Origin of the sequence: Enterobacter cloacae complex sp. SHL020, assembly GCF_049236945.1 — a bacterium.
In the GTDB taxonomy this organism is placed as follows: domain Bacteria; phylum Pseudomonadota; class Gammaproteobacteria; order Enterobacterales; family Enterobacteriaceae; genus Enterobacter; species Enterobacter dykesii.
Window position 1 is genome coordinate 747,158 of record NZ_JBMKJF010000002.1, and the last position, 21,566, is coordinate 768,723.

Annotated in this window: 20 protein-coding genes, 1 tRNA gene and 1 pseudogene; 10 read left to right on the plus strand and 12 right to left on the minus strand. The window is 58.2% G+C overall.

Annotated features, from left to right (window positions below):
• Positions 1-20 precede the first annotated feature (20 nt).
• The 6 genes from ACOTZB_RS08600 to ACOTZB_RS08625 form a co-directional block, all read right to left on the minus strand.
• Positions 21-857, minus strand: coding sequence for an alpha/beta fold hydrolase (locus tag ACOTZB_RS08600; RefSeq protein ID WP_421626902.1), 837 nt, complete (start codon positions 855-857; stop codon positions 21-23).
• A 251-nt stretch (positions 858-1,108) separates the two neighbouring features.
• Positions 1,109-1,327 (minus strand): acyl carrier protein, encoded by a 219-nt coding sequence (locus ACOTZB_RS08605; protein ID WP_008499867.1) that lies wholly within the window; start codon positions 1,325-1,327, stop codon positions 1,109-1,111.
• Positions 1,328-1,344: 17 nt separating this feature from the next.
• The gene (locus ACOTZB_RS08610) at positions 1,345-2,778 is read right to left on the minus strand and encodes an AMP-binding protein (protein ID WP_047652821.1); all 1,434 of its coding nucleotides are present in this window, start codon (positions 2,776-2,778) and stop codon (positions 1,345-1,347) included.
• Positions 2,775-3,893, minus strand: a complete 1,119-nt coding sequence (locus ACOTZB_RS08615) for an MBOAT family O-acyltransferase (RefSeq protein ID WP_193807326.1) — start codon at positions 3,891-3,893, stop codon at positions 2,775-2,777. Before ACOTZB_RS08615 ends, ACOTZB_RS08610 begins: the two co-directional genes overlap by 4 nt.
• A 9-nt stretch (positions 3,894-3,902) precedes the next feature.
• A complete protein-coding gene (locus ACOTZB_RS08620) occupies positions 3,903-4,025 on the minus strand; it encodes a hypothetical protein (RefSeq protein WP_023335174.1) in 123 nt (40 codons plus the stop codon).
• A complete protein-coding gene (locus ACOTZB_RS08625; protein WP_421626945.1) occupies positions 4,022-5,158 on the minus strand; it encodes a D-alanyl-lipoteichoic acid biosynthesis protein DltD in 1,137 nt (378 codons plus the stop codon). Before ACOTZB_RS08625 ends, ACOTZB_RS08620 begins: the two co-directional genes overlap by 4 nt.
• Positions 5,159-5,434: 276 nt before the next feature.
• On the opposite strand from ACOTZB_RS08625, the gene ACOTZB_RS08630 reads away from it, so the two are divergent.
• A tRNA-Ser gene (locus tag ACOTZB_RS08630) sits at positions 5,435-5,522 on the plus strand.
• A gap of 78 nt (positions 5,523-5,600) precedes the next feature.
• Here the strand turns inward: ACOTZB_RS08630 and ACOTZB_RS08635 are convergent.
• Entirely contained in the window at positions 5,601-6,458 is an 858-nt protein-coding gene (locus ACOTZB_RS08635) for a helix-turn-helix domain-containing protein (RefSeq protein ID WP_421626903.1), read from the minus strand.
• Positions 6,459-6,686: 228 nt separating this feature from the next.
• Between ACOTZB_RS08635 and ACOTZB_RS08640 the strand changes: the two genes are divergently transcribed.
• The 4 genes from ACOTZB_RS08640 to ACOTZB_RS08655 are packed head-to-tail and all read left to right on the plus strand — an operon-like array spanning position 6,687 to position 11,601.
• A complete protein-coding gene (locus tag ACOTZB_RS08640) occupies positions 6,687-8,525 on the plus strand; it encodes a DUF2264 domain-containing protein (RefSeq protein ID WP_421626904.1) in 1,839 nt (612 codons plus the stop codon).
• Positions 8,522-9,802 (plus strand): oligosaccharide MFS transporter, encoded by a 1,281-nt coding sequence (locus ACOTZB_RS08645; protein WP_193804657.1) that lies wholly within the window; start codon positions 8,522-8,524, stop codon positions 9,800-9,802. Before ACOTZB_RS08640 ends, ACOTZB_RS08645 begins: the two co-directional genes overlap by 4 nt.
• 13 nt (positions 9,803-9,815) lie before the next feature.
• Positions 9,816-11,006 (plus strand): glycoside hydrolase family 88 protein, encoded by a 1,191-nt coding sequence (locus ACOTZB_RS08650; RefSeq protein WP_421626905.1) that lies wholly within the window; start codon positions 9,816-9,818, stop codon positions 11,004-11,006.
• A gap of 22 nt (positions 11,007-11,028) precedes the next feature.
• Positions 11,029-11,601 (plus strand): DJ-1/PfpI family protein, encoded by a 573-nt coding sequence (locus ACOTZB_RS08655; protein ID WP_421626906.1) that lies wholly within the window; start codon positions 11,029-11,031, stop codon positions 11,599-11,601.
• Positions 11,602-11,664: 63 nt separating this feature from the next.
• Here ACOTZB_RS08655 and ACOTZB_RS08660 read toward each other — a convergent pair whose 3' ends face one another.
• From ACOTZB_RS08660 to hpxO, 3 genes are read right to left on the minus strand one after another with little or no spacing between them, the layout of a single operon-like run.
• A complete protein-coding gene (locus ACOTZB_RS08660; protein WP_421626907.1) occupies positions 11,665-12,600 on the minus strand; it encodes a PDR/VanB family oxidoreductase in 936 nt (311 codons plus the stop codon).
• Between the two features lie 11 nt (positions 12,601-12,611).
• Positions 12,612-13,646, minus strand: a complete 1,035-nt coding sequence (hpxD, locus tag ACOTZB_RS08665; protein WP_126328182.1) for a molybdenum cofactor-independent xanthine hydroxylase subunit HpxD — start codon at positions 13,644-13,646, stop codon at positions 12,612-12,614.
• A gap of 17 nt (positions 13,647-13,663) precedes the next feature.
• Positions 13,664-14,818 carry an FAD-dependent urate hydroxylase HpxO gene (gene hpxO / locus ACOTZB_RS08670; protein ID WP_421626908.1) on the minus strand — a complete coding sequence of 385 codons (1,155 nt, stop codon included), beginning with the start codon at positions 14,816-14,818 and terminating at the stop codon, positions 13,664-13,666.
• 239 nt (positions 14,819-15,057) lie between these two features.
• On the opposite strand from hpxO, the gene uraD reads away from it, so the two are divergent.
• Positions 15,058-15,558, plus strand: coding sequence for a 2-oxo-4-hydroxy-4-carboxy-5-ureidoimidazoline decarboxylase (uraD, locus tag ACOTZB_RS08675; RefSeq protein WP_421626909.1), 501 nt, complete (start codon positions 15,058-15,060; stop codon positions 15,556-15,558).
• Positions 15,555-15,878 (plus strand): hydroxyisourate hydrolase, encoded by a 324-nt coding sequence (uraH, locus tag ACOTZB_RS08680; RefSeq protein ID WP_047652811.1) that lies wholly within the window; start codon positions 15,555-15,557, stop codon positions 15,876-15,878. Before uraD ends, uraH begins: the two co-directional genes overlap by 4 nt.
• Here the strand turns inward: uraH and guaD are convergent.
• Positions 15,858-17,174: a guanine deaminase gene (guaD, locus tag ACOTZB_RS08685; RefSeq protein ID WP_421626946.1), complete on the minus strand. Its 1,317-nt coding sequence runs from the start codon at positions 17,172-17,174 to the stop codon at positions 15,858-15,860. The two genes, uraH and guaD, sit on opposite strands and share 21 nt — an antisense overlap.
• A gap of 101 nt (positions 17,175-17,275) precedes the next feature.
• Positions 17,276-18,772: an NCS1 family nucleobase:cation symporter-1 gene (locus ACOTZB_RS08690; protein ID WP_029741848.1), complete on the minus strand. Its 1,497-nt coding sequence runs from the start codon at positions 18,770-18,772 to the stop codon at positions 17,276-17,278.
• 144 nt (positions 18,773-18,916) lie between these two features.
• Between ACOTZB_RS08690 and ACOTZB_RS08695 the strand changes: the two genes are divergently transcribed.
• From ACOTZB_RS08695 to puuE, 3 genes and pseudogenes are all read left to right on the plus strand, one after another.
• A complete protein-coding gene (locus tag ACOTZB_RS08695; protein ID WP_421626910.1) occupies positions 18,917-19,633 on the plus strand; it encodes a GntR family transcriptional regulator in 717 nt (238 codons plus the stop codon).
• Positions 19,633-20,504, plus strand: a pseudogene (hpxA, locus tag ACOTZB_RS08700) (allantoin racemase). Before ACOTZB_RS08695 ends, hpxA begins: the two are co-directional and overlap by 1 nt.
• On the plus strand, positions 20,422-21,321 hold the full coding sequence (gene puuE / locus ACOTZB_RS08705) for an allantoinase PuuE (RefSeq protein WP_421626947.1): 900 nt from the start codon (positions 20,422-20,424) through the stop codon (positions 21,319-21,321). Before hpxA ends, puuE begins: the two are co-directional and overlap by 83 nt.
• The last annotated feature ends 245 nt before the right edge of the window (positions 21,322-21,566 follow it).

Here is a 21,566-nt window from a genome sequence, read left to right on the forward strand (position 1 = left end):
GTGAATCTCAAACCTGACGTTTATGAGCGGATAAAGGCCAGGATGTCCGCGTTGATGGTATCCGCATGGGTGGTATGCATCCCGTGCGGGAAGCCCGGATAAATTTTCAGTACGCTGTTCGCCAGCAGCTTGTCCTGCAGCAGGGCAGCATTCTTATACGGCACGACCTGATCGTCGTCGCCCTGCATCACCAGAACGGGAACCGTGATGGTTTTTAGATCCTCCGTCTGGTCGGTTTCTGAAAACGCCTTTATCCCCTCATAGTGGGCCTTGGCGCTGCCGATCATGCCCTGACGCCACCAGTTCTGAATCGTACCCTGTGAAACCTCTGCTCCCTCACGGTTAAAACCGTAGAAAGGACCGCTGGCGACGTCGAGGTAAAACTGGGCGCGGTTAGCCGCCAGCGCTTTGCGGAAGCCGTCGAAAACATCGATGGGCGTTCCGCCGGGGTTACTGTCCGTTTTGACCATCAGCGGCGGCACGGCGCTGACGAGCACCGCTTTGGCGACGCGCCCCTGCGGTTGCCCATACTGCGCAACATAGCGGGCGACCTGGCCGCCGCCGGTGGAGTGACCGACGTGCACGGCATTGCGCAGATCCAGGCTTTCAACCACGGCTGACGCGTCGGCCGCATAATGATCCATATCGTGGCCTTCACTCACCTGGTCCGAACGCCCGTGACCACGACGATCGATAGCGATAACGCGATAGCCTTCTGCGAGGAAGAAGAGCATCTGGTTATCCCAGTCATCGGCACTTAGCGGCCAGCCGTGGTGGAAAACAACAGGTTGAGCCTCTTTTGGGCCCCAGTCTTTGTAGTAAATATTGACGCCGTCTTTCGTTGTTACGAATGCCATACCGCAGACTCCTCTGTTAAAGGCAAAACGTTCCCCGGCTGAGCGCTCAGCGAATCATTAATGCCTTAATTAAGTTGGCTTTTTTCTGTTTACCGTACCGACAGTACTCCTAAAGTGTAGGAGAAATAGTAAAAGCAGTCGGTTTCATTCCTGTGAAAGGGAGCAGGACAGCGTTCAGGGGGAGGGGGAACGAATGAAGGCTCTGGCGAGATCCTCCAGAGCCTTCAGGGCAGCATTAACAGCAGGGGCGTTTAGCGGTTTTCTTCAATATAGCGAGCCAGGTCCGCCGGGGTTTTCAGCACCGTCGCCACGTCAGTTGGCGGGATCATACAGCCGTAAACGTCCTGCACTTCCAGCACCATATCGACCGCCAGGATGGAGTCGAGAATGTCGGATTCAATCAGTTCATCGTGAAAACCCACCTTACGGGATAACACTTTTTCGAACAGGGCGAGAATTTCTTGTTCCATAATTTTTCCTGGAGTCATTAATTTGTGCGGGCGTAAGCGTCCAGCAGCTTGCGGTCAATTTTGCCGTTAGGATTCAGCGGCAAAGCGTCTTTTACGATAATTTGTGAAGGCACCATATAGTGCGGAACAACCTTCGACAGCGATGTTTTGATGGTGTCCGGCGCCATATCCGTCACGCAGAACGCGGCAATGCGCAGCACGCTGCCGCAGGATTTCATCAGCGGCAGGACCACCGCTTCGTTAATGCCGGACATGGCCAGCAGGCGGTTCTCTATCTCGTTGATTTCAATACGGTAGCCGTTCAGTTTGACCTGGCTGTCGTTGCGGCCCTGACAGTAGATCAGCCCCGCTTCATAGCCTAGATCGCCGGTACGGTAGCCGCGAAACGCTTCATCTTCCCGACGGAGTAATTTCGCCGCGTTCTCCTGCGGCAGGCCGAGATAGCCGCGCATGACGTTTTTACCCCAGATAATCAGCTCGCCGTCGGCGGAAATTTCCATTTTGCTCTCAGGCATCATGACTCCGACCGGCAGCACGGCGCTGTCGCTGTTCAGGATCGCATCCGTGATTTCAACCACGGTCGTCGCGATGGTCGCTTCCGTAGGGCCATAGGAGTTAATGATTTTGGCCTGCGGGAAACGGCGGCGGAGCTGTTTAACCAGCGCCTTATTTAACACTTCACCAATGAAGATGAAGACGCTCAGCGCTGGCAAATACTCGCTGTTGAACTGCGGGGAAAGCAGCTGCTGGTAGGCAAAAGAGGGGGTGGAAACCCAGGCGGAGACCGCGCTGCTTTTCAGTCGCTCCAGCCAGTTCTCTTTCTGAATGTCCTCTTTGGCGTTCAGCACGATGTGTCCGCCCATCGCCAGATTGGCCAGCAAAGGGATCAGGGAGAGGTCAAAGCTGAATACCGCGTGGTTCATCAGGACCGGTTTTTCCGGCAGTGAAAAGTCCTGGCTGACCCATTTCATGAAGTGCCATACGCTTTCACGCCCAATCTGCACGCCTTTAGGTTTACCGGTACTGCCTGAAGTAAACATGATGTAGGCCAGATCCTGCTCCTCCAGCACCTTGCCCGCTTCGCCGGTGGCGATGAACTGCCGGGTCGCGACGTCGTAATAGTAAGGGGCGCTGGCCAGATGGCAGATCTCCCGCAGGCGCTCCTGCGGGTAGATGCAGTCCACCGGGATGTACGGAATGTTGTGCAGCAGGCAGCTATAAATCGCCACCGCGAATTCGGCCTGCTGGTGTCCGTACAATACGACCGGCGTACCGGCAACAGGCTGGCAGCGCTGATAGCGCTGCGCCCAGTCCGTCACGGCAGCGGAAAGCTGCAGCCAGCTTAAGGCTTCGTCGCTGCCGCTGATGGCCAGCTGCTGCGGGGAGGCGGGATCGCATAATGCCGCACGTAAGAAATCCTGCAGTTCCTGAAGATCGGAGTGATTTTTCATAGAGGTGACATTCCACTAAAGATGTAAAGGGATCCCGCGGCGCTTCCCAGCGTCAGAATTCGCCCTAAAAACGCAACGGCCGGATACTGCAGGCCGCGGTGCAATGCCGGGCTGCGTTTGGCTGACCACAGCAGCATATTGTGAGCGACGGAAATCGCGCCAAACAGCGCGCCGCTGATGACGTAATGGCGTTCCAGGCCATTCCATGCCCCCATGCAGAATAAGGTGCAAAAAATACCGATATTTTGCGCCAGCGTTTTGTTCTGACGGAAAAAGTTGAATTTCATCAGGTTCATATAAACGGGCATAAAGACCACATCGCGCAGCCATTCAGACAGGCTGATGTGGAAGCGGCGCCAGAAATCCTGCGGGTTCTTTGCCAGAAGCGGCATGTTGAAGTTTGCCGGAATGTTGAGCCCAAACAGGCGGCCCGCGCCGATGGCCATATTGCTGTAGCCCGCAAAATCAAAGTACAGGTAGGCGCTGTAGGCAATCGACATCACCACGCCCACGGTCAGCGTAAACGGCTTATGGCTCCAGGGCTGCACGACAAGCGAATCAATCAGCATGGCAAACAGGAACTTCTGGACAATGCCGGTAATGATTTGCTCTAACGCGACTAAAAACTGTTCACGGTTAAGGGCAAATACGGGCTTGCTGACGTCACTCATCCATGTCCGCCAGCGGTACATTGGGCCGGCCAGGATAATAAAGGGCATAAACAGATAACAGAAATAGTGCAGGAAATTCTGACCTTCTTTTTTACTGCGATAGAGCAGTACGTCCAGCGCGCGGAACGTCATAAAAGAGAGACCGATCATGCCCCAGTGGTTATTTAAGTGTAATTTCACCAGCAGCAGCGGCAATAATGTCAGAACGACCGCCTGCCACGTTTTTAACCATTCCTTCTCTTTTAGCGTGGCAAAAACATAAAAGCTGAAAAAAACGGCGGCGGGGACAATATAATCGCCCTGAAATATATATCCCCATCCCAGCGCCGTCAGCACCGACAGCGCAGATAACCAGGTCAGACGATGGCGTAATACGCGATTAACCAGCGCAAACGCCAGCGCGGATGAAAACAAATAAACAAAAAACATCCCTGAGCTGTACATCATTCGGCCTCAGAACTTTTGATATTCAAAATGCAGCTGCATACTCATGCTGTCATCGACAGAGGTCCACGCGACGATGGTGATCGCCAGCAGGAGATAAAGGAAAAAAAGACGGATCGCGATTTTCATCATTTAAAACTCTGTGCAATAAAGCGAATCATAGGAACCCAGGCCAGTTCGGAAGGGTGCAAACGATCCCAGTTCCAGCCATTCTGATAAGGCATGGCGTACATATCTAAATAAGGGATCTGGTTCTTTTCCAGAATGGTTTTAATTTGCTTATCCACCGGGCGGAAGGTATCGGTATTGTAAAGCGCCCAGGGATTAACCGGGTCGACGATAGCAATCACCTGCACGTGACGTTCTTTTAGCAACTGGACGGTTTTACTGAACGCGGCGATTTGCGCAGGCACGACCGGCGTGTCATCCCACTGTTGCCGCGAACCGTCCTCTTCGTAAATCGTTTTGTCCATCCACAGCGTAGCCGGGCTCTGCTGGCGTTTTTTATTTAACTCGCGCGCATTCGCCAGCTCTTTATCCCAGTCAGGGGCAACGTGGGTGGTTGGCTGCTGCGGCCAGGGCTGTACCGTCTGGGGCGTAACGTTGAGCAGCGCCAGCCAGTCGTTTTTTATCAGGGTGCAGACGTTGGCAAACTGGAAGCTCAGCTCGTCCCACATCAGATCGGGGTGCCAGCCAAAGACGCGCATTTGGCCAAAGGTTAAATGGCTTATTTCTTTACTATCAATATGCTTTAAATAATTAACCAGCAGCGGGCGCGCCTGCGGATCCTTCATTAGCGGATTAAAAATAGAACCGGGAAAATTATCGGCATAGATAGCCGGTGGCAGCCCTTTTGAGTAAAAGCTGTCAGGTGCCAGAAGCAGAATAACTTTACTGTTTGCATTAAGGCTATTTTTAAAACGTGAGAACAGTAAAAATTGCGTTTCATCATCGACGAACGCATCGCCATAGGCCACGACGGGTTTGTGCAATTGCTTATTAAAGTAATTATATACGGCGTAATGTTCATCTTCTGAGGTGGCAACCTCAGACGCGCCAATGAAGAAAATAGCATTCCCTTCTAAGGCATGGGAAATAGTCGCAATTTTTTCCGCCTGTTCTTTAGGCGTGCCCGCCATTGATTTAATCAGCGGCTGGAAGGTGAGGGGCGGATTGAAGCTCGTCACCAGCGGGTGAACACAAAGGAACAAAATGGCCAGGGTCGCCATCAGGATATGTAAGCAAAGCGTATTTTTGATTTTCATCATCAACCAGTAACACTGCATGGCAGTAATTTCTAAATCTGCGGGTACTCAGATTTATAACAATTACACAACAAATGACCGTTTATTTTTGTGGCATTCTATACCAGAGCGATTTAAAAGGATGAGCGTTGCTATGTTACGGTATGTACAAGGTCGAGCTGAGTGACGTGAGAGCAGCGTATGGGTGATTTTTGCGCAGTCAAACGCCGGCAGGTCAAAATAGAAAAATTCCTGCTTTACAAGGGGCTAATAGATGTTTATAGTGCGCCTCACTTTGGAAGCGTGGCCGAGCGGTTGAAGGCACCGGTCTTGAAAACCGGCGACCCGAAAGGGTTCTAGAGTTCGAATCTCTACGCTTCCGCCAAATTCGAAACCCAGGTCGTTATGCGACCTGGGTTTTTTTATGCACAGAATCCCCTCCTTTTGATTGGTTAAAAATTCCTTAACGGGGAATCCTGGTGCAGCGGATACTGCGCCGATACTGCAGTGGCGTCTGACGCATCATCTTTTTAAAGCAGGTAATGAAATAGGTCACCTCGCTAAACCCGACTGCAAGGGCAATGGCGTCAACAGGCTCATCGCCGTACCGTAACAGCTCGCAGCTGCTTTTTATTCGCCGGGTCAGCAAATATTCATGGAGGGTACCGCCGGTCTGCTGGCGGAAAATTCGTGAGGTATAGCTGCGCGAAAGCCCCAGATCGTGGGCTAGCTGGTCGAGCGAAAACTTGCTGGCATAGTGGGCTTCGACCCAGCTCATAATCCGCGAGGCGACGGTCTGCTGGCGCGGCGGGTAGGGCGGCGGCTGCTCGGGCAGAAACGTCATGAGCTGCATCATCAGAAAGGCCACCTCGCAGGCCTCGGTCTGCTCGTTGCCCTCCAGGCGCTGAAACTGTTCAAGGATCCTCTCAATAAACGCCGCGTGATTGCTGAGATCGTAAATCTGTGCTGGCAGATTGCTGGCGGCCAGCGCGGCGAACCGGGCCTGATGGCGCGGGAAGGCGCCGAGCGCACTTTCGACGACCGATTGCTCAATGTGCATCGTCGTGCGGTGATAGGGGTTCTTATCGCTATGATCGACCTGCACTTTGTGCAAACGGAAGGGCGGGAAGATAAAGAGTCGCCCCGGACGGGCGGTGTAGTGCTGGTTATCCACCACCACGATGCCGTAGCCGCTGGAGATATAGAGCAATTCAACGCATTGATGCCAGTGGTAGTAAATCGCGCTGGTGGTGTACATGCGGTTAAAAGAAATGGCCTGCCGATCGAGCGTAATGCGTTCCAGTAGTTGCGTTTCACCCATATTACCTCCAGAACAACAGATTTAAATTTTTAGGCCATCATTTGTAATTTATCCCCCTCGCGGCCGACAAAATCCAGTGAAAATGAAATGGCGGTTTAATTTTGTGAGTCTGCTCACTCAGCGCCAGGAATAAAAGCAGTTACTCTTCATACAGACGTCGCACTCGTGGCTTTAAAAAGCCTAATAACAATAACTTATCTCTACCCTCGTGTAATGCGGGAGGACCCTGTGCAACCTGAAAATATTCATCTGGATAATCCACTGACAAGCCGGGAAGAGGTGCTACGGCTGGTCAACGACATGCTGAACGCGGTGACGCCTTATTTTAAAAAAGACGCCAGCCGCATTGATTTAGCGAACTTTACCGCTCACTACGGTCAGCAGGTGGCGAGCATGGAAACGTTTTCCCGCCTGCTGTGGGGCGTGACGCCGCTGTTGGCTGGCGGCAGCGAGCCGCAGTACTTCTCATTCTATTTACAGGCGATAAAAAACGGCACCGATCCGCAGCATGCCGATTACTGGGGCGACGTCGGGCCTTACGATCAGCGAATCGTCGAGATGGCGGCCTACGGGCTGCTGCTGGCGCTGGCGGGTGAAACCGTACTGGCACACTTCACTGAGACGGAGAAAGAGCATTTATGGCGCTGGCTAAAGCAGTGCGAGACCCAGGAAATCCCCGATAACAACTGGCACTTCTTCCCGATTCTGGTGCAGGTCGGCTTCCATTATTGCGGCATGCCGACCAACTCTCAGGCACTGGAAGATCATTTTGCTGCCATGGAGCACTACTATCTCGGCGATGGCTGGTATGCCGATGGTCCGGGACGGCCGCGCGACTATTACATCTCGATGGGGTTCCATTTCTATGGCCTGATTTACGCGAAGCTCATGGCCGGGGTCGATCCAAAGCGTTGCGCAACGCTGCGTCACCGCGCCGCGCGTTTCTCCTCTGACTTCATCCATTTCTTCGCCGAAGACGGCGCGGCGATCCCGTTTGGCCGTAGCCTGACCTACCGCTTTGCCGAGGCGGCGTTCTGGAGTGCGGCGGCCTTCGCCGGGCTGGAAGTCTTTTCGCCCGGCGTGATGAAGGGCATCGTCCTGCGCCATCTGCGCTGGTGGCTGAAGCAGCCGATATTCGACCGCGACGGCATACTAAGCGTCGGTTACAGCTATCCGAACCTGGCGATGGCGGAAGACTACAACGCGCCGGGGTCGCCGTACTGGGGCCTGAAGACCCTGCTGGTACTGGCATTAGATGAGGGCGATGCCTTCTGGCAGGCGGCTGAGCTGCCGCTGCCGCCGTTGCCCGCGCAGCACACGATAGCCCACGCGGATCAGGTGGTGGTACATCAGGCCGACCACCTGTGGATGCTGACGTCCGGCCAGCTGGAGCTGAACAACTTCGTGAACACCGAAGCGAAATACTGCAAATTTGCCTATTCCACCCGCTTTGGCTTCACCATCGAACGCGGCCGCTACGGCCTGAACCATGCCGCGCCCGATTCGATGCTGCTGCTGGCCGAAAAGGATAACTACTGGCGTGGCCGCCGCGAGTGCCAGCACGTGGTCACCGCTGACGGCACTATTTACAGCCGCTGGCTGCCGTGGCGCGACGTGGTGATTGATAGCTGGCTGCTGGCGCTGGGCGACTGGCAGCTGCGCGTTCATCGTATCAATACCCGGCGCGCGCTGGACTGCGCGGAAGGCGGCTTTAGCCTGGCAAACCGCCCGCAGCCGCAGGTCCACGAGAGCGACAGCGCCTGCTGGTTACGCAATGCCCGGGATGTCTCAGCCATTTTCTGTTTACATCCGCACGCTCGCCGCGGCGAGACGGTGGTGACGCCGCCAAACAGTAATCTGCTGTTCGCCGAGCGCGCAGCGGTGCCAGTGCTGCGCGGCGAGCTCGACCCCGGTAAGCATGTGTTAATCAGCGCGGTGTGGGCGGGAAATGCCGCCGACTTCGATCCGCAACGCTGCCCGCAGGCCTTCATTAGCGATGACGCGGTACGCTTCGTGACGGCACGACAGGAAACGACGCTCGTTCTGGCTCCGGAGGCATCGCTATGAGCACATCATCGTCCGTACGCGCCGCGCAGTACAAAATGAGTACCTTTATTTTCCTTTACTTCTTCACGTGGTCATCCAGCTTTGGCCTGTACGCCCTGTGGCTGAGCCAGAAAGTGGGCCTCGATAGCGTCACCATCGGCAGCGTGTTCGCCATCAATGGCGTCTTCGCGGTGGTCCTGAAGCCGGTGTACGGCTACATCATGGACAAAATCGGCATGAGCAAGTGGCTGCTCTATTTTGTCTGCGCCATTTCTGCGCTGATGGCGCCGTTTTTTGCGCTGGTGTACCAGCCGCTGCTGCAAAGCCATGCGATGGCGGGGATTATCATCGGCGCGCTGTATCTCAGCCTGGGCTGGTACGCCGGCGTGGCGGCGTCTGAATCTTACGCCGACCGCTTTAGCCGCCTGTACGGCCTGGAGTTTGGTCGCATCAGAATGTGGGGTTCGCTGGGCTGGGCGATGGCGGCGTCGGTCTCCGGGCTGTTGTTTAACTTTACGCCGCTGGCCAACTTTCTCCTCAGCAGCGGTACCTCGATACTGATGCTGCTGGTGCTGATTAGCCTCAAAATCGGCGATGAGCAGCTGCGCAATAACAGCGTCATTTCCGCTAATAAGATCGTCTTCGCCGATGTGCTGATGCTCCTGAAAAACCGCAAATTCTGGATGTTCAGCCTCTATGTCGCCGGGGTGGCGTGGATGATGTTTATCGCCGAACAGCAGTTCCCGCGCTACTTCGTCTCGTTCTTCGCCACCAAAGAGCAGGGGAATGCCTGGTACGGCTACCTGAGTACCGTCCAGTCGGGGATGGAGTTCGTGATGATGATGTTTATCCCGTGGCTGGTGAACCACTACGGCGCTAAGCGCGGCCTCCTGTTCTGCGGCTGCGTGGTCGGAGCACGGCTGATCGCATCCGGGCTGACCAGTGACCCGATTGTTATCTCCATCATCAAACCGTTTTATGGCGTCGAGATCGCGCTGCTGCTCATCTCGGTCTTCAAATACATCGCCGAGCATTTCCATCGTCGGGTTAACGCCACGATGTACCTGCTGGGCTACCAGGCGATGATTTACGTGGGTTCGATTGTGGTCGCCCCACCTGCCGGCTATCTGTACGACAAGATTGGCTTTGAGCATACCTATCTGCTGATGGGCAGCTGCGCCCTGGTATTTACGCTGATTTCCGCCTTTACGCTGTCGCGCTGCCAGTCGAAGCGCGATGATTCACGATCCTTTGCTCCGGCTTTAGATACCGCCCCGGTTGAACCGGCCAAACATTAATTCAGGAGTTGTTATGACCAAATCTGTTATCACCGAAGCGCTGCGGCCGATCGAACTGCATCAGGTCGATCGACTGGCATTGAGCCAGAAGCTGGAAGCGGCGTTAACCCGCGTCACGCGCAAGCTCGACAAAAATATTGTCGCCTTCGGCGATAAGTTCCCCGGTGAGGCCTGTGAGAAGGGCGTCTGGCCGCGCACCGATAACGTGGAATGGACCACCAGCTTTTGGCCTGGCCAGCTGTGGCTGGCGTGGGAGATGACCGGCAAAGCGCATTATCGTGAAGCCGCCGAACGCTATTTGCCGTCGTTCGCCCGGCGTATTGAGCAGCGCATCGACACCGCAACGCACGATCTCGGGTTCCTCTATTCGCTCTCCTGCATCAGCGCCTGGCACCTCACCGGAAACGAAGCCGCTCGCCAGTCGGCGCTGCTGGCAGCCGACCGTCTGATGGAGCGCTTTAACCCGACGGCCAACATTATTCAGGCGTGGGGGGATTTAAACGACCCGGAGCAGCAGGGGAGAATGATCATCGACTGCAATATGAACCTGCCGCTGCTGTACTGGGCCAGCGAACAGACCGGGGATCCGCGCTATGCGCAGGCGGCGACGGCACACGCAGGACAGGCCGCGCACTATATCGTGCGTGAAGATGCCTCGACTTATCACACTTACTATATGGATGTGCAGACGGGTGAGCCGCGCTTTGGCAACACCCATCAGGGCTACAGCGATACCTCGTGCTGGTCGCGCGGCCAGGCATGGGGCATTTATGGCTTCCTGCTCAGCTATCAGCACACCGGCGATAAGCAGATGGTGGAGCTGTCACGCAGCCTGGCGCATTACTTCCTCAATCGTCTGCCGGAAGATGATGTTTGCCACTGGGATTTGGCCCTGCTCGGTACCGACGCTGTGCGCGACAGTTCAGCGGCGGCGATTGCCGCCTGTGGCCTGCTGGAGCTGGTCAAGGCGCTGCCGACGCTCGACGCAAACCGTGCGTATTATGAAGAGATGGCGCTGCGTATTGCGCTGTCGCTGACCGATAACTACCTTGCTCACGACGACGATCCGACCGAAGGGCTGCTGCAGCACTCGGTTTATCATATGGGCAGCGGTAAGGGCGTCGATCAGTGCTGTAGCTGGGGAGACTATTTCTATCTTGAACTGCTGGCGCGGCTGCGACAGATTTGGCACCCGTACTGGTAACCCTTAAGCAATGGAGAGCAAAATGAAAAGCGTAGCCGTGCTATTAGCCCCTGGTTTTGAAGAAGGGGAAGCGATTGTCACTATCGATATCCTGCGCCGCCTGAATATTACGGTGCAGACGATTGCCTGCGGCGAGAGTCGCGAAGTGGTGAGTTATCACGCCATCCCTGTGGTGGCGGACAGTACTCTGCAGGCCAGTCTCGATCGGACTTTTGACGCCGTGGTGTTACCGGGTGGCCCGCAAGGCAGCGTTAACCTGGCGAAAAGCGCGGAGGTCATTGCCTTCGTCCGCCGCCACGATGAAGCGGGCAAATATATCTGCCCGATTTGCTCCGCAGCCGCCCGCGTGCTGGGCGGCAATGGACTGCTGAAGGGACGTCGCTATGTCTGCTCCGGCGATCTGTGGAAAACAGTCAGCGATGGCATCTACGTCGATGCCGACGTGGTGGAAGACGGCAATCTGCTGAGCGGCCGTGGGCTGGGTAAAGTATTTGATTTCGCCTTTACCCTGGCGGCGCGATTGCAGGGCGATGACGCGTTGGCGCGCGAGCAGGCCAGCCATATTGATTATGCGTGGCAGCCGGGAGGCGTCTGATAACAAAGCCTTACTGGCATATCTGAAAAACCTCCGGCTGTGCCGGAGGATATTTATGGCGTTTTACAGCCCGATCACCAGCTCTCCGGAATGGCTCCGCGAACAGCAGAGCGCCACCTGCTGGTCTGCCGCGCCTTTTTCCGCCTCCGACTGCACGCTATCACGATGATCCGCCACGCCGTCAATCACCGGCGTCAGGCACGCCCCGCAGATCCCCATTTCGCATGACAGCGGCACGTCCACGCCGTTTTCCTGTAATACCTGAGCGATGGTCTTATCCGCGGGCACCGGCCAGCGCTCCCCGGTGGAAGCGAGTTTGACCGTAAAAATCTCGCCCACGTCACCGCGTGCGGCAGGCGCTGCGGGCTGAAACGCCTCGCTGTGAAGATGGTCATCATCCCATCCCCTGGTCGTCGCCACGTCTCGCACTTTTTCCATAAACCCTGCCGGACCGCAGATCCAGGCGTGAAGCCCCGTCTCAGGCGCGGGGAGATGCTCTGCCAGCGCCGTGCGCGGGCTGGCGGTATGAATGTGGCACTCACCGAACCGGGAGAGTTCGCGCGTAAACGCCGCGCTTTCGCGGCGTTTGACGTAATAGTGCAGCGTAAACGGCGTTCCGGTCGCCTTCAGCTGCATGGCCATCGCATACAGCGGCGTAATGCCAATGCCTGCCGCCAGCAGCAACACCCGCTCAGCCTGATGCAGCGGAAACAGATTGCGTGGGGCAGAGATCGCTAATTTCTGCCCGGGTCGCAGCGTCTCGTGAACGTAGTGCGATCCGCCGCGCGAGGCGGTTTCCCGCCCCACGCAGATAAGATAGCTCTCGTCCTCACATGCTCCGGTCAGGGAATACTGGCGCACCGCGCCGCAGGGCAGGTGGACATCAACGTGCGCGCCGGGCTGCCACGCCGGCAGCGCGTTACCGTCTTCAGCCACCAGCCTGACGGCGAGGCTTTTATCACCCTCACGCCACAGTCCGTCAACAATTACGCTCAGCATATCGGCCTCCGTCATACCAGGAAAAATTCGCCAAAGCCCATCTTCTTCAGTCCCCGACGGTAGGCAATTGAGCTTTTATCGGCGGGAATATGGGCTTCCAGCGTCAGATCCAGCGGCAGACTTTCCGGGCGCTGGGTTTCGACCATCAGGCGATCCTCTTCAAAAATCCGCAGATTGAAGGCATGTACATCCTCCACCGGAATATGCAGGTCAAAGTTACGCGCGATCGGCGCGAACATGCGGGTTACCCGTGACGAGACGGGCGACGCTGCGTTCATGATCACCAGTCGCGATTCTCCCGGAAAATGAATCGTCAGGGTGGCGGTAAACGGCAGGTGCATTTCAAAATGGCGCAGCCACTGGAATCCTTCCGGCGCCTGTATATCCGAACTGGCGGGATAGTTGCTCACGGAGCTCCAGTAATCTGCGACGAAGCCAAACGGCGTCTCCTGCGGCTGATAGGCGGGCACAAGCTGATTATTGGGATCGGCAAAGGTATCGGTGTGGATCCACGCAAAGTGCGCCACGTCCAGAAACCCCTCTACCTGACGACCGGCAAAGCCGTTCACCTCAAACGCCGGGCAGTTGATCTGCTGAAACCCGTCGTCATCCCAGTGCGGCATGGTGGGCAGCGGCACAGGATTGTCCGGGTCAAACGCCAGGCAGGTCCAGATCAGGCCGAAGCGCTCCTCCACGGCGTAGTTAATCAGGTTCAGCTTCGCCGGAACGGGCTGGTCGGGGCTGGACGGAATACGGTTGCAGCGCCCGTCTTCTCCAAAGCGTAAGCCGTGGTAAGGACAGATAATCCCGTGCTCGTCGTGAAAGCCGAGCGTCAGCGGCACGCCGCGGTGCGGGCAGACGTCACGGGCGACCACGACCTGGTCGTGGATCCGGTAAATGACCAGCTGTTCGTCCAGCAGGGTCGCCTTGACCGGCGCCGGGCCGACGTCGCAGGCGCGTGCGACCGGATGCCAGCATTTCGCGAGGCGCAGCCAGTCCTCTGGCTCAAACGTGCAGTGGGCGGGTGGAGTCGGTTCTCTTTTCATGGTTATCCCTCTTACGTTCAGCCCAACGGGCCGCCCTGAATGGTCTCGCACAGGCCGTTTATGATGCGCTCTCCGGTCTCCTCTTTGAGCTCCTGATACCAGGCCTGCGTCAACGCCATGTCTTTCCCGTGGGTGACGTCGCAGCGCTTACGCGCCTTCAGCACCAGGTCGCGTACCCGGTCGCAGCGCAGCGCCTCGTACTGCCGCAGCGCCAGCGTAATGCTGTGGTTTTCGCGCAGGCATTCACCCAGCACCACGGCGTCTTCCATCGCCGCACAGCCGCCCTGGCCGATATCCGGCGTGGTGCTGTGCGCGGCATCGCCGAGCAGCGCGACGTTGCCGCGCACCAGGCTGTCGAACGGCTCAATATCGTGGATTTCAATGCGGTTGGTCGTTTCCGGATCCAGCGCCGCGATAAGCTTCTGCACCGGGGGCGCCCAGCCGCGGAAGTAGCCCGTGAGATCGGCACGCAGGGTGGTGCGATCTTCCGCCAGGCCTGCGGGCAGCGGCACGTCAAAAAAGAAGTAAAATCGTCCGCCGGAGACGGGCATCAGCGACACGCGTTTGCCTTCGCCAACGAAGGTGGTCCACTGGTGCGCCGGGGCGATCTCTTCGTCAATCTTCACCAGCCCGTTCCAGTTCACGTACCCGGCGTAGCGGCGCTCCGGGGTATAACCCAGCACGTAAGGGCGAACCGCCGAGTGGCTGCCGTCGGCGGCAATCAGAAAATCACCGGCTGCCGTGGTGCCGTCGGTGAATGTCACGCTCACGCCCGCGTCGTCTTCGCTTACGCGTTCGACGCGCTTGCCGAACTGCACCTTGTCGCGCCCCCAGAAGTGCAGCATTTCGCGCTGAAGCTCAGCGCGCGAGACGGGGCAGGGACGCCCGCCGGTACGCTCAACCAGCGGGGCAAGGCTAAAGCGGGTCAGGGTATCGCCGCGCCGGTAATCCTTGTAGGCCATAAAACGCATCGGACCGCCGTAGGTCTCGATGATGTCGCCCATGCCGAGGTGCTGCATGCATTTCACGCCGTTCGGCCAGATGGAGATGGCCGCCCCGACGGGCCTGATCTCTTTGACGGCTTCAAACACGGTACAGTCGATGCCCGCTTTCTTCAGCGCGACGGCGGCGCTCAGGCCGCCAATACCCGCACCAATGACGATTGCTCTCATGCTTCTCTCCTTTTGCAGGGTGTAATGACATTCAGCAATTTGCGTACCAGGCTGCAGAGTGGCGAAAACGGCGTTGTGAGAGAGACGTTTGCACTGCTAAGGTGCGTAAACGCGGTGAGCATGCCTTTTTTTGAATCAAAAATTTCCTGTTGAGCTACAGGGAATCGACTGTTTCACGCCCGCACTCAGAGTGGCGTGGTTTGTGCAATAGCCCGGAGGAAGACAATAAAGGAGACACTATGATCGCACTGCACGACTTCAATCATCTTCCCCACGAAAAGGCGTTAGCGCTGATTCACCCCTGCGTGGCGCTCCCCGGCTGGGCCGATGCGCTGGCGCTGGGGCGGCCCTACGCCAGCCGGGACGAATTGTTCAGTACGGCAAAAGCGCTGACGCAAAACTGGGACGAAGCGGCGCTTGCGCAGGCCCTGAGCGCCCATCCGCGCATCGGGGAAAAACCTGCAGGTTCACAGGCGGAGGCGGCGCTGTCGCGCCAGGAGCAGGGCGCGGTGAACGATCGCGATGCTGCCCTTGCCCGGGCGCTGCGCGAAGGCAACGCCCGCTACGAGGCCCGCTTCGGACGCGTGTTTCTGATCCGCGCGAAGGGCCGCAGCGGCGAGGAGATTTTACAGGCACTGCACGCGCGGCTGGAGAACAGCGACGCGCAGGAAATCCGTGCCGCGCTGGAACAGCTGCGAGAAATTACGCTGCTACGGCTGGAAGGAGTTATTAGCGAATGAGCACACTTAGCACCCATATTCTCGATATTTCCACGGGCAAACCCGCAGAGGGCGTGACGGTGCATCTCGAACGGGAGGGCGAAATCATGGCGACGGGCGTGACCAACGTAAATGGTCGCATCACCGAATTTGTCCCTTTCCTGCCAAAAGGCCGCTATCGGCTGGTGGCAGAGATCGGAGAATGGTTTAGCGAAACCGGTCGCGACACGCTATACCCCTGCGCACAAATTGATTTTGTGACGGGAGAAACGGCAGACGAGCATTTCCACCTGCCGTTTGTGATTGCGCCCGGCGGGTGGTCAACCTACCGGGGAAGTTGACCACACCCGCTCGCCGTTGACCCAGGTCTCGCTGATGTTGCGCTCGTCGCCGAGGGTCATCAGCACAAAAAGCTGCTCGTAGATATCCTTGCAGCGGCGATTGCGCAGGCGCTGCAGCGGCGTCACGTCAGGGTCGATCACCACGAAATCCGCCTCTTTACCGGGCGCGAAGTTGCCAATCTTATCGTCGAGCCTGAGGGCGTGCGCGCCGCCCAGCGTGGCGTGGTAAAAGGCCTCGCTGGCGCGCAGGCGGTAGCTCTGAAGCTGGCCGACCTTGTAGGCTTCCCCCAGGGTGCGCAGCATGCTGAAGGTGGTACCCGCGCCGACGTCGGTGCCGATGCCCATACGCACCCTGTGCTGCCAGCAGGCGGGCAGGCGAAACAGCCCGCTGCCGAGAAACAGGTTAGAGGTGGGGCAAAACGCCACCGCCGAACCGGTGTCATGCAGGCATTGCCACTCGCTGTGGTGAAGATGAATCGCGTGGGCAAACACGCTGCGCTCTCCGGTCAGGCCGTAGTGGTGATACACGTCCAGATAGCGCTCGTGCTCCGGCCAGAGGTCGCTCACCCAGGCCACTTCGTTGGGGTTTTCGCTCAGGTGGGTCTGCATCCAGGTATCCGGGAACTCCTCTCTGAGCAGGCTGACCGCCGCAAGCAGCTCGGGGGATGACGTCGGGGCAAAGCGCGGGGTAATGGCATAGCCCAGCCGTCCCCGGTGGTGCCAGCGCTGGATCAGCTCCCGCGTCTGCCGGTAGCTCTGCTTCGCGTCTTCGCTCAGGTAGTCTGGCGTGTGTCTGTCCATCATCACCTTTCCGGCGATCAGGCGCATGTTCAGGCGCAGGGCTTCGGTAAACAGCGCCTCGACCGATTCCGGATGCAGCGTACAAAACACCAGCGCGGTGGTGGTGCCGTTGCTCACCAGCTGCTGAATGAAAAATTCGGCGATCTCTTTCGCGTAGGCTTCATCGGAAAACTGGCTCTCCACCGGGAAGGTGTAGGTGGTCAGCCACTCCAGCAGCTGCTCGCCAAAGGCCCCGATCATCTCCGTTTGCGGATAATGGACGTGGGTATCGACAAAACCGGGCAGCAGCAGCCTGCCGCGCAGGTCGGTGTAGCCCTTGTGGGGGGCAAGATACTGTTCGCCCTCCTGCCACGGCATCTGCGCCAGAATTTTCCCGCTCTGTATAAACAGCACCCCGTCCTCAAGATAGCGCGCGTGTTGGGCAATCGCGTCTGCGCTGTCGCAGACCCGGGCAATATCAAAAAAAGCGCCGCGGATAGCTGTCTGATAATCCATCATGGTTCCTGCCTTAGTGTATGCGTAGCGGGGTGATCTGACGCAGCAAGAACGGTGCCAGAATGAACGGGCCGCAGATAAGCTGCGGCCCGAGGAGGGGATTACTCTTTTTGCGTTGCCACGCGGGAGCTGAACGACGTCGCGCCCGCCGTCTCGCGATCTTCCCGCGCCAGCCAGCGGTAGGTCACGCCGCCAAGGAAGACGCCGATGAACCAGCTGAAGTTCGCCACCTCATGCAGGGCCGGGATGAAGCTAATCACCAGGCCCACGGCAACGGACGGGATCAGCGCGCCGATGGCTTTCGGGTTGAAACCGTTGCGGTACCAGTATTTGCCCTTTGGCGTGTCGTCGAACAGATCGTCAACCGACACCTTGCCGCGCTTAATCAGGTAGAAGTCGGCAATCAGAATGCCGAACAGCGGGCCGATAAACGCCCCGAGCACGTCGAGAGTGTAGTGGATAAGCTCCGGCGAGTTGAACAGGTTCCACGGGGTGAGCAGGATCGAGCCGACAGCGGCAATCATACCCCCGGTGCGGAAGCTGATTTTCTGCGGCGAGCAGTTAGAGAAATCAAACGCCGGGGAGACGAAGTTCGCGACGATGTTGATCCCGATGGTAGCGGTGATCATCGTCAGCAGGCCAATCGCCACGGCCAGATCGTTGCCCACGCGGCTGACGGTTTCGATCGGGTCGGTGATCATGCGGCCAAACAGCGACTGGGTGCCGGAGACAATCACCACGGTGACGATGGAGAACAGCAGGAAGTTAAACGGCAGCCCCCAGCGGTTGCCGCGGCGGATCTCACCCATGCTTTTGCCGTAGCGGGAGAAATCGCCAAAGTTGAGCAGCGGGCCGGAGAAGTAAGACACCACCAGCGCCGTGGCGGTGATCATCTGCCAGGTCTGCTCGCCCGCGCTCAGGGATTTGCTGGCGAGAGTGAAGGAAATTCCGTCAAAACCGGTCTTGTATACAATCCAGCCTGCAAGGGCCAGCATCACCACGTAGACCGCCGGACCGGCGATATCAATAAAGCGCTTGATGGCGCTCATGCCGTGCCAGAAAACCATCGCCTGCAGTACCCACATAATGGCAAAGCAGATCCAGCCGAGATGCGACAGGCCCAGGAATGCGCCGGTAGTGAGCGAAGAGAGCGACGGCCAGAACTTCAGCGCCACCAGCATCAGGGCGTTGGCGGCCAGATAGGTCTGAATGCCGTACCACGCGAAGGCAATCAGCCCGCGGATCACCGCCGGAATATTGGCTCCGAACACGCCAAACGCCTGACGGCTGATCACCGCGTAGGGCACGCCCGCCATCTGGCTCGGTTTGGCCACCAGGTTGGCGCACAGCTGCACGATGCAAATCCCCACCAGCAGGCAGAGCAGCACCTGCCAGCTTGCCAGCCCGAGCGTAAAGAAGCTCGCGGCGACAACATAACCCCCCATGCTGTGTACGTCCGACATCCAGAAAGAAAAGATGTTGTACCAGCTCCAGTTCTGGTCACGCGTCGGTGCCAGATCCTCATTGCAAAGACGTGGGCTGTAAACCGCACCGGAATCAGCGGCCGTACCCTGCTGCGCGTTTTGACTGTTTGGCATGAAACCTGCTCCTGTGAATGAAAACCCGTTAAGCGGGAGTGCAGACGGTGTTGCAGGATCCAGGCCAAAATAATAAATCTTGTATGCAATATTTTATTTTTATGTATACGATTCGATAACGAAGAGTAAAAGACGGAGTGGTGAATGAACAACATAAACGCCCTGCAGACCGCGCCAGACCTGCATGACAAAGATGAATCGATCTTTCAGGCGCTGATGACCGCGATTGTCGAACATCAGCTGCTGCCGGGGAGCAAACTCCCGGAAGAGGCGCTGGCCGAGGTCTTTGGCGTGAGCCGCACGGGCATCCGCAAGGTGCTTCAACGACTCGCCGCTGTGCAAATGGTCACTCTGACGCCCAAGCGTGGTGCACACGTCGCCAGCCCGACGGTGGAAGAGGCGCGACACATCTTCCGCACCCGCGCCCTGCTGGAGGTCGCTAACCTGCCGGACGTGCTGGCCCGCTGCCAGCCGCCGCACCTTGCCGCGCTGGAGACCATTATTCGCCAGGAGCAGCAGGCGCACGAGGCCTATGACGGCCCGGCGGCGATTCGCCACTCCGCCAATTTCCACATTCAGCTGCAGGCCATCTCCGGCAACCAGGTGCTGACGGAGATGGTGACCGGCCTGAGCCAGCGCTCGTCGCTGGTGATTGCCACCTGGGGCGCGCCGTGGCGTCAGGGGTGCCGCTGCAACGATCACGAACAGCTTGTGGATCTGCTGCGCCAGAAGGCGCTCCAGCCGCTCAGCGATACTTTGATGCACCATTTTGAACATATCGTCGCCAGCCTCTGCTTCGAGCGGGCGGGCGAGTGCCTGCCTGATTTTGCCCGGCTGTTTGCCGGCCACAAGGAGTCGTAATGTCTGTCTGTATACAAGTGATCAACCCCAACACCAGCCTCGCGATGACGGAAACCATCGGCGCGGCGGCCCGCGCGGTGGCGGCGCCGGGGACGGAGATCCTCGCGGTCTGCCCGAGCGCGGGCGTGCCGTCCATAGAAGGCCACTTTGATGAGGCCATCGCCGCCGTCGGTGTCCTGGAGCAGATTAAAAAAGGCAGGGAGCAGGGCGTGGACGGTCACGTGATCGCCTGCTTTGGCGATCCGGGCCTGCTGGCGGCGCGCGAGCTGGCGCAGGGGCCGGTGGTCGGCATCGCCGAAGCAGCCATGCATATGGCGACGCTGGTGGCGACGCGCTTTTCGGTGGTGACCACGCTGCCGCGCACGCTGATCATTGCCCGTCATCTGCTGCACCAGTATGGCTTTCAGGACCATTGTGCGGCGCTGCACGCCATCGACCTTCCGGTGCTGGCGCTGGAGGACGGCAGCGGTCTGGCGCAGGAGAAAGTGCGCGCGCGCTGTATACAGGCGCTGAAAGAGGACGGCTGTGGCGCCATCGTGCTGGGCTGCGGCGGCATGGCAACGCTGGCGCAGGAGCTGACCCGCGAGCTGCGCGTGCCGGTCATCGACGGCGTCAGTGCGGCGGTGAAGATGGTGGAATCGCTGGTGGCGCTGGGGCTGTCGACCAGCAAGCACGGGGATCTGGCGTTCCCCGAGAAAAAAGCGTTAAGCGGACATTTTCAGGCACTGAATCCATTTTAATTTTTGGGGGTGGCAATGGGGCTTTTTGAACAGGATTACCCGCGGGATCTGCGCGGCTACGCGGGCAACCCGCCGCACGCGCGGTGGCCGAATCAGGCGCGCGTCGCCGTACAGTTTGTGCTCAATTATGAGGAAGGGGCGGAAAACCACGTTCTGCACGGCGATGCCGGATCCGAGCAGTTCCTGTCGGACATTATCGGCGCGGCCAGCTACCCGGATAAGCACATGTCGATGGACTCCCTCTACGAATACGGCAGCCGCGCCGGGTTCTGGCGGATCCACAATGAATTTCAAAAGCGCGGCCTGCCGCTGACGGTTTTCGGCGTGGCGATGGCGCTGGCGCGTCACCCGGAGATCGTCGAGGCAATCAAGGGAGCGGACTACGACGTAGTCAGCCACGGCTGGCGCTGGATCCACTACCAGAGCATGAATATCAGCCAGGAGCGCGAACACCTGCACAAGGCGGTGCACGTGTTGACCGACCTGTTCGGCAAGCCGCCAACGGGCTGGTACACCGGGCGCGACAGCCCCAACACGCGCCAGCTGGTGGTAGAGCACGGCGGCTTCGACTACGACAGCGACTACTACGGCGACGATCTGCCCTTCTGGACGGAAGTGGCCTGCAGCGACGGCTCCCGCAAGCCGCACCTGATCGTGCCCTATACGCTGGATGCCAACGACATGCGCTTCGCCACCGCGCAGGGGTTTAACACCGCCGAGCAGTTTTACACCTATCTGAAAGACAGTTTTGACGTGCTGTACGAAGAGGGGGAAAGCGCGCCGAAGATGATGTCCATCGGCATGCACTGCCGCCTGCTGGGGCGGCCGGGGCGTTTTCGCGCGCTGCAGCGTTTCCTGGATTACGTGCAGCAGCACGAGCGGGTGTGGGTCTGTACCCGCCAGCAGATTGCCGACCACTGGCGGGATGTGCATCCGTTTCAGAAATAACTGAGCCGTGTTTAGCCGGGTGGCGGCTGCGCCTTACCCGGCCTACGACATCAAACTCACCTGCGCCGCCACGATGCGCCACCCGTAAGCAAACCGCATAAGGTCTTCGTGTTGTGGTGCAAGCCTTACCTATATCACAACGCCCCGTTCCAGTTAGATAGTCCACTCCCTGCTGGGCTGTAAGCAAGAGCCCCCGTTCAGCCCGACTGCTGCGCCTGTTCCGGTATCTGTACTCTGGAGCCAAC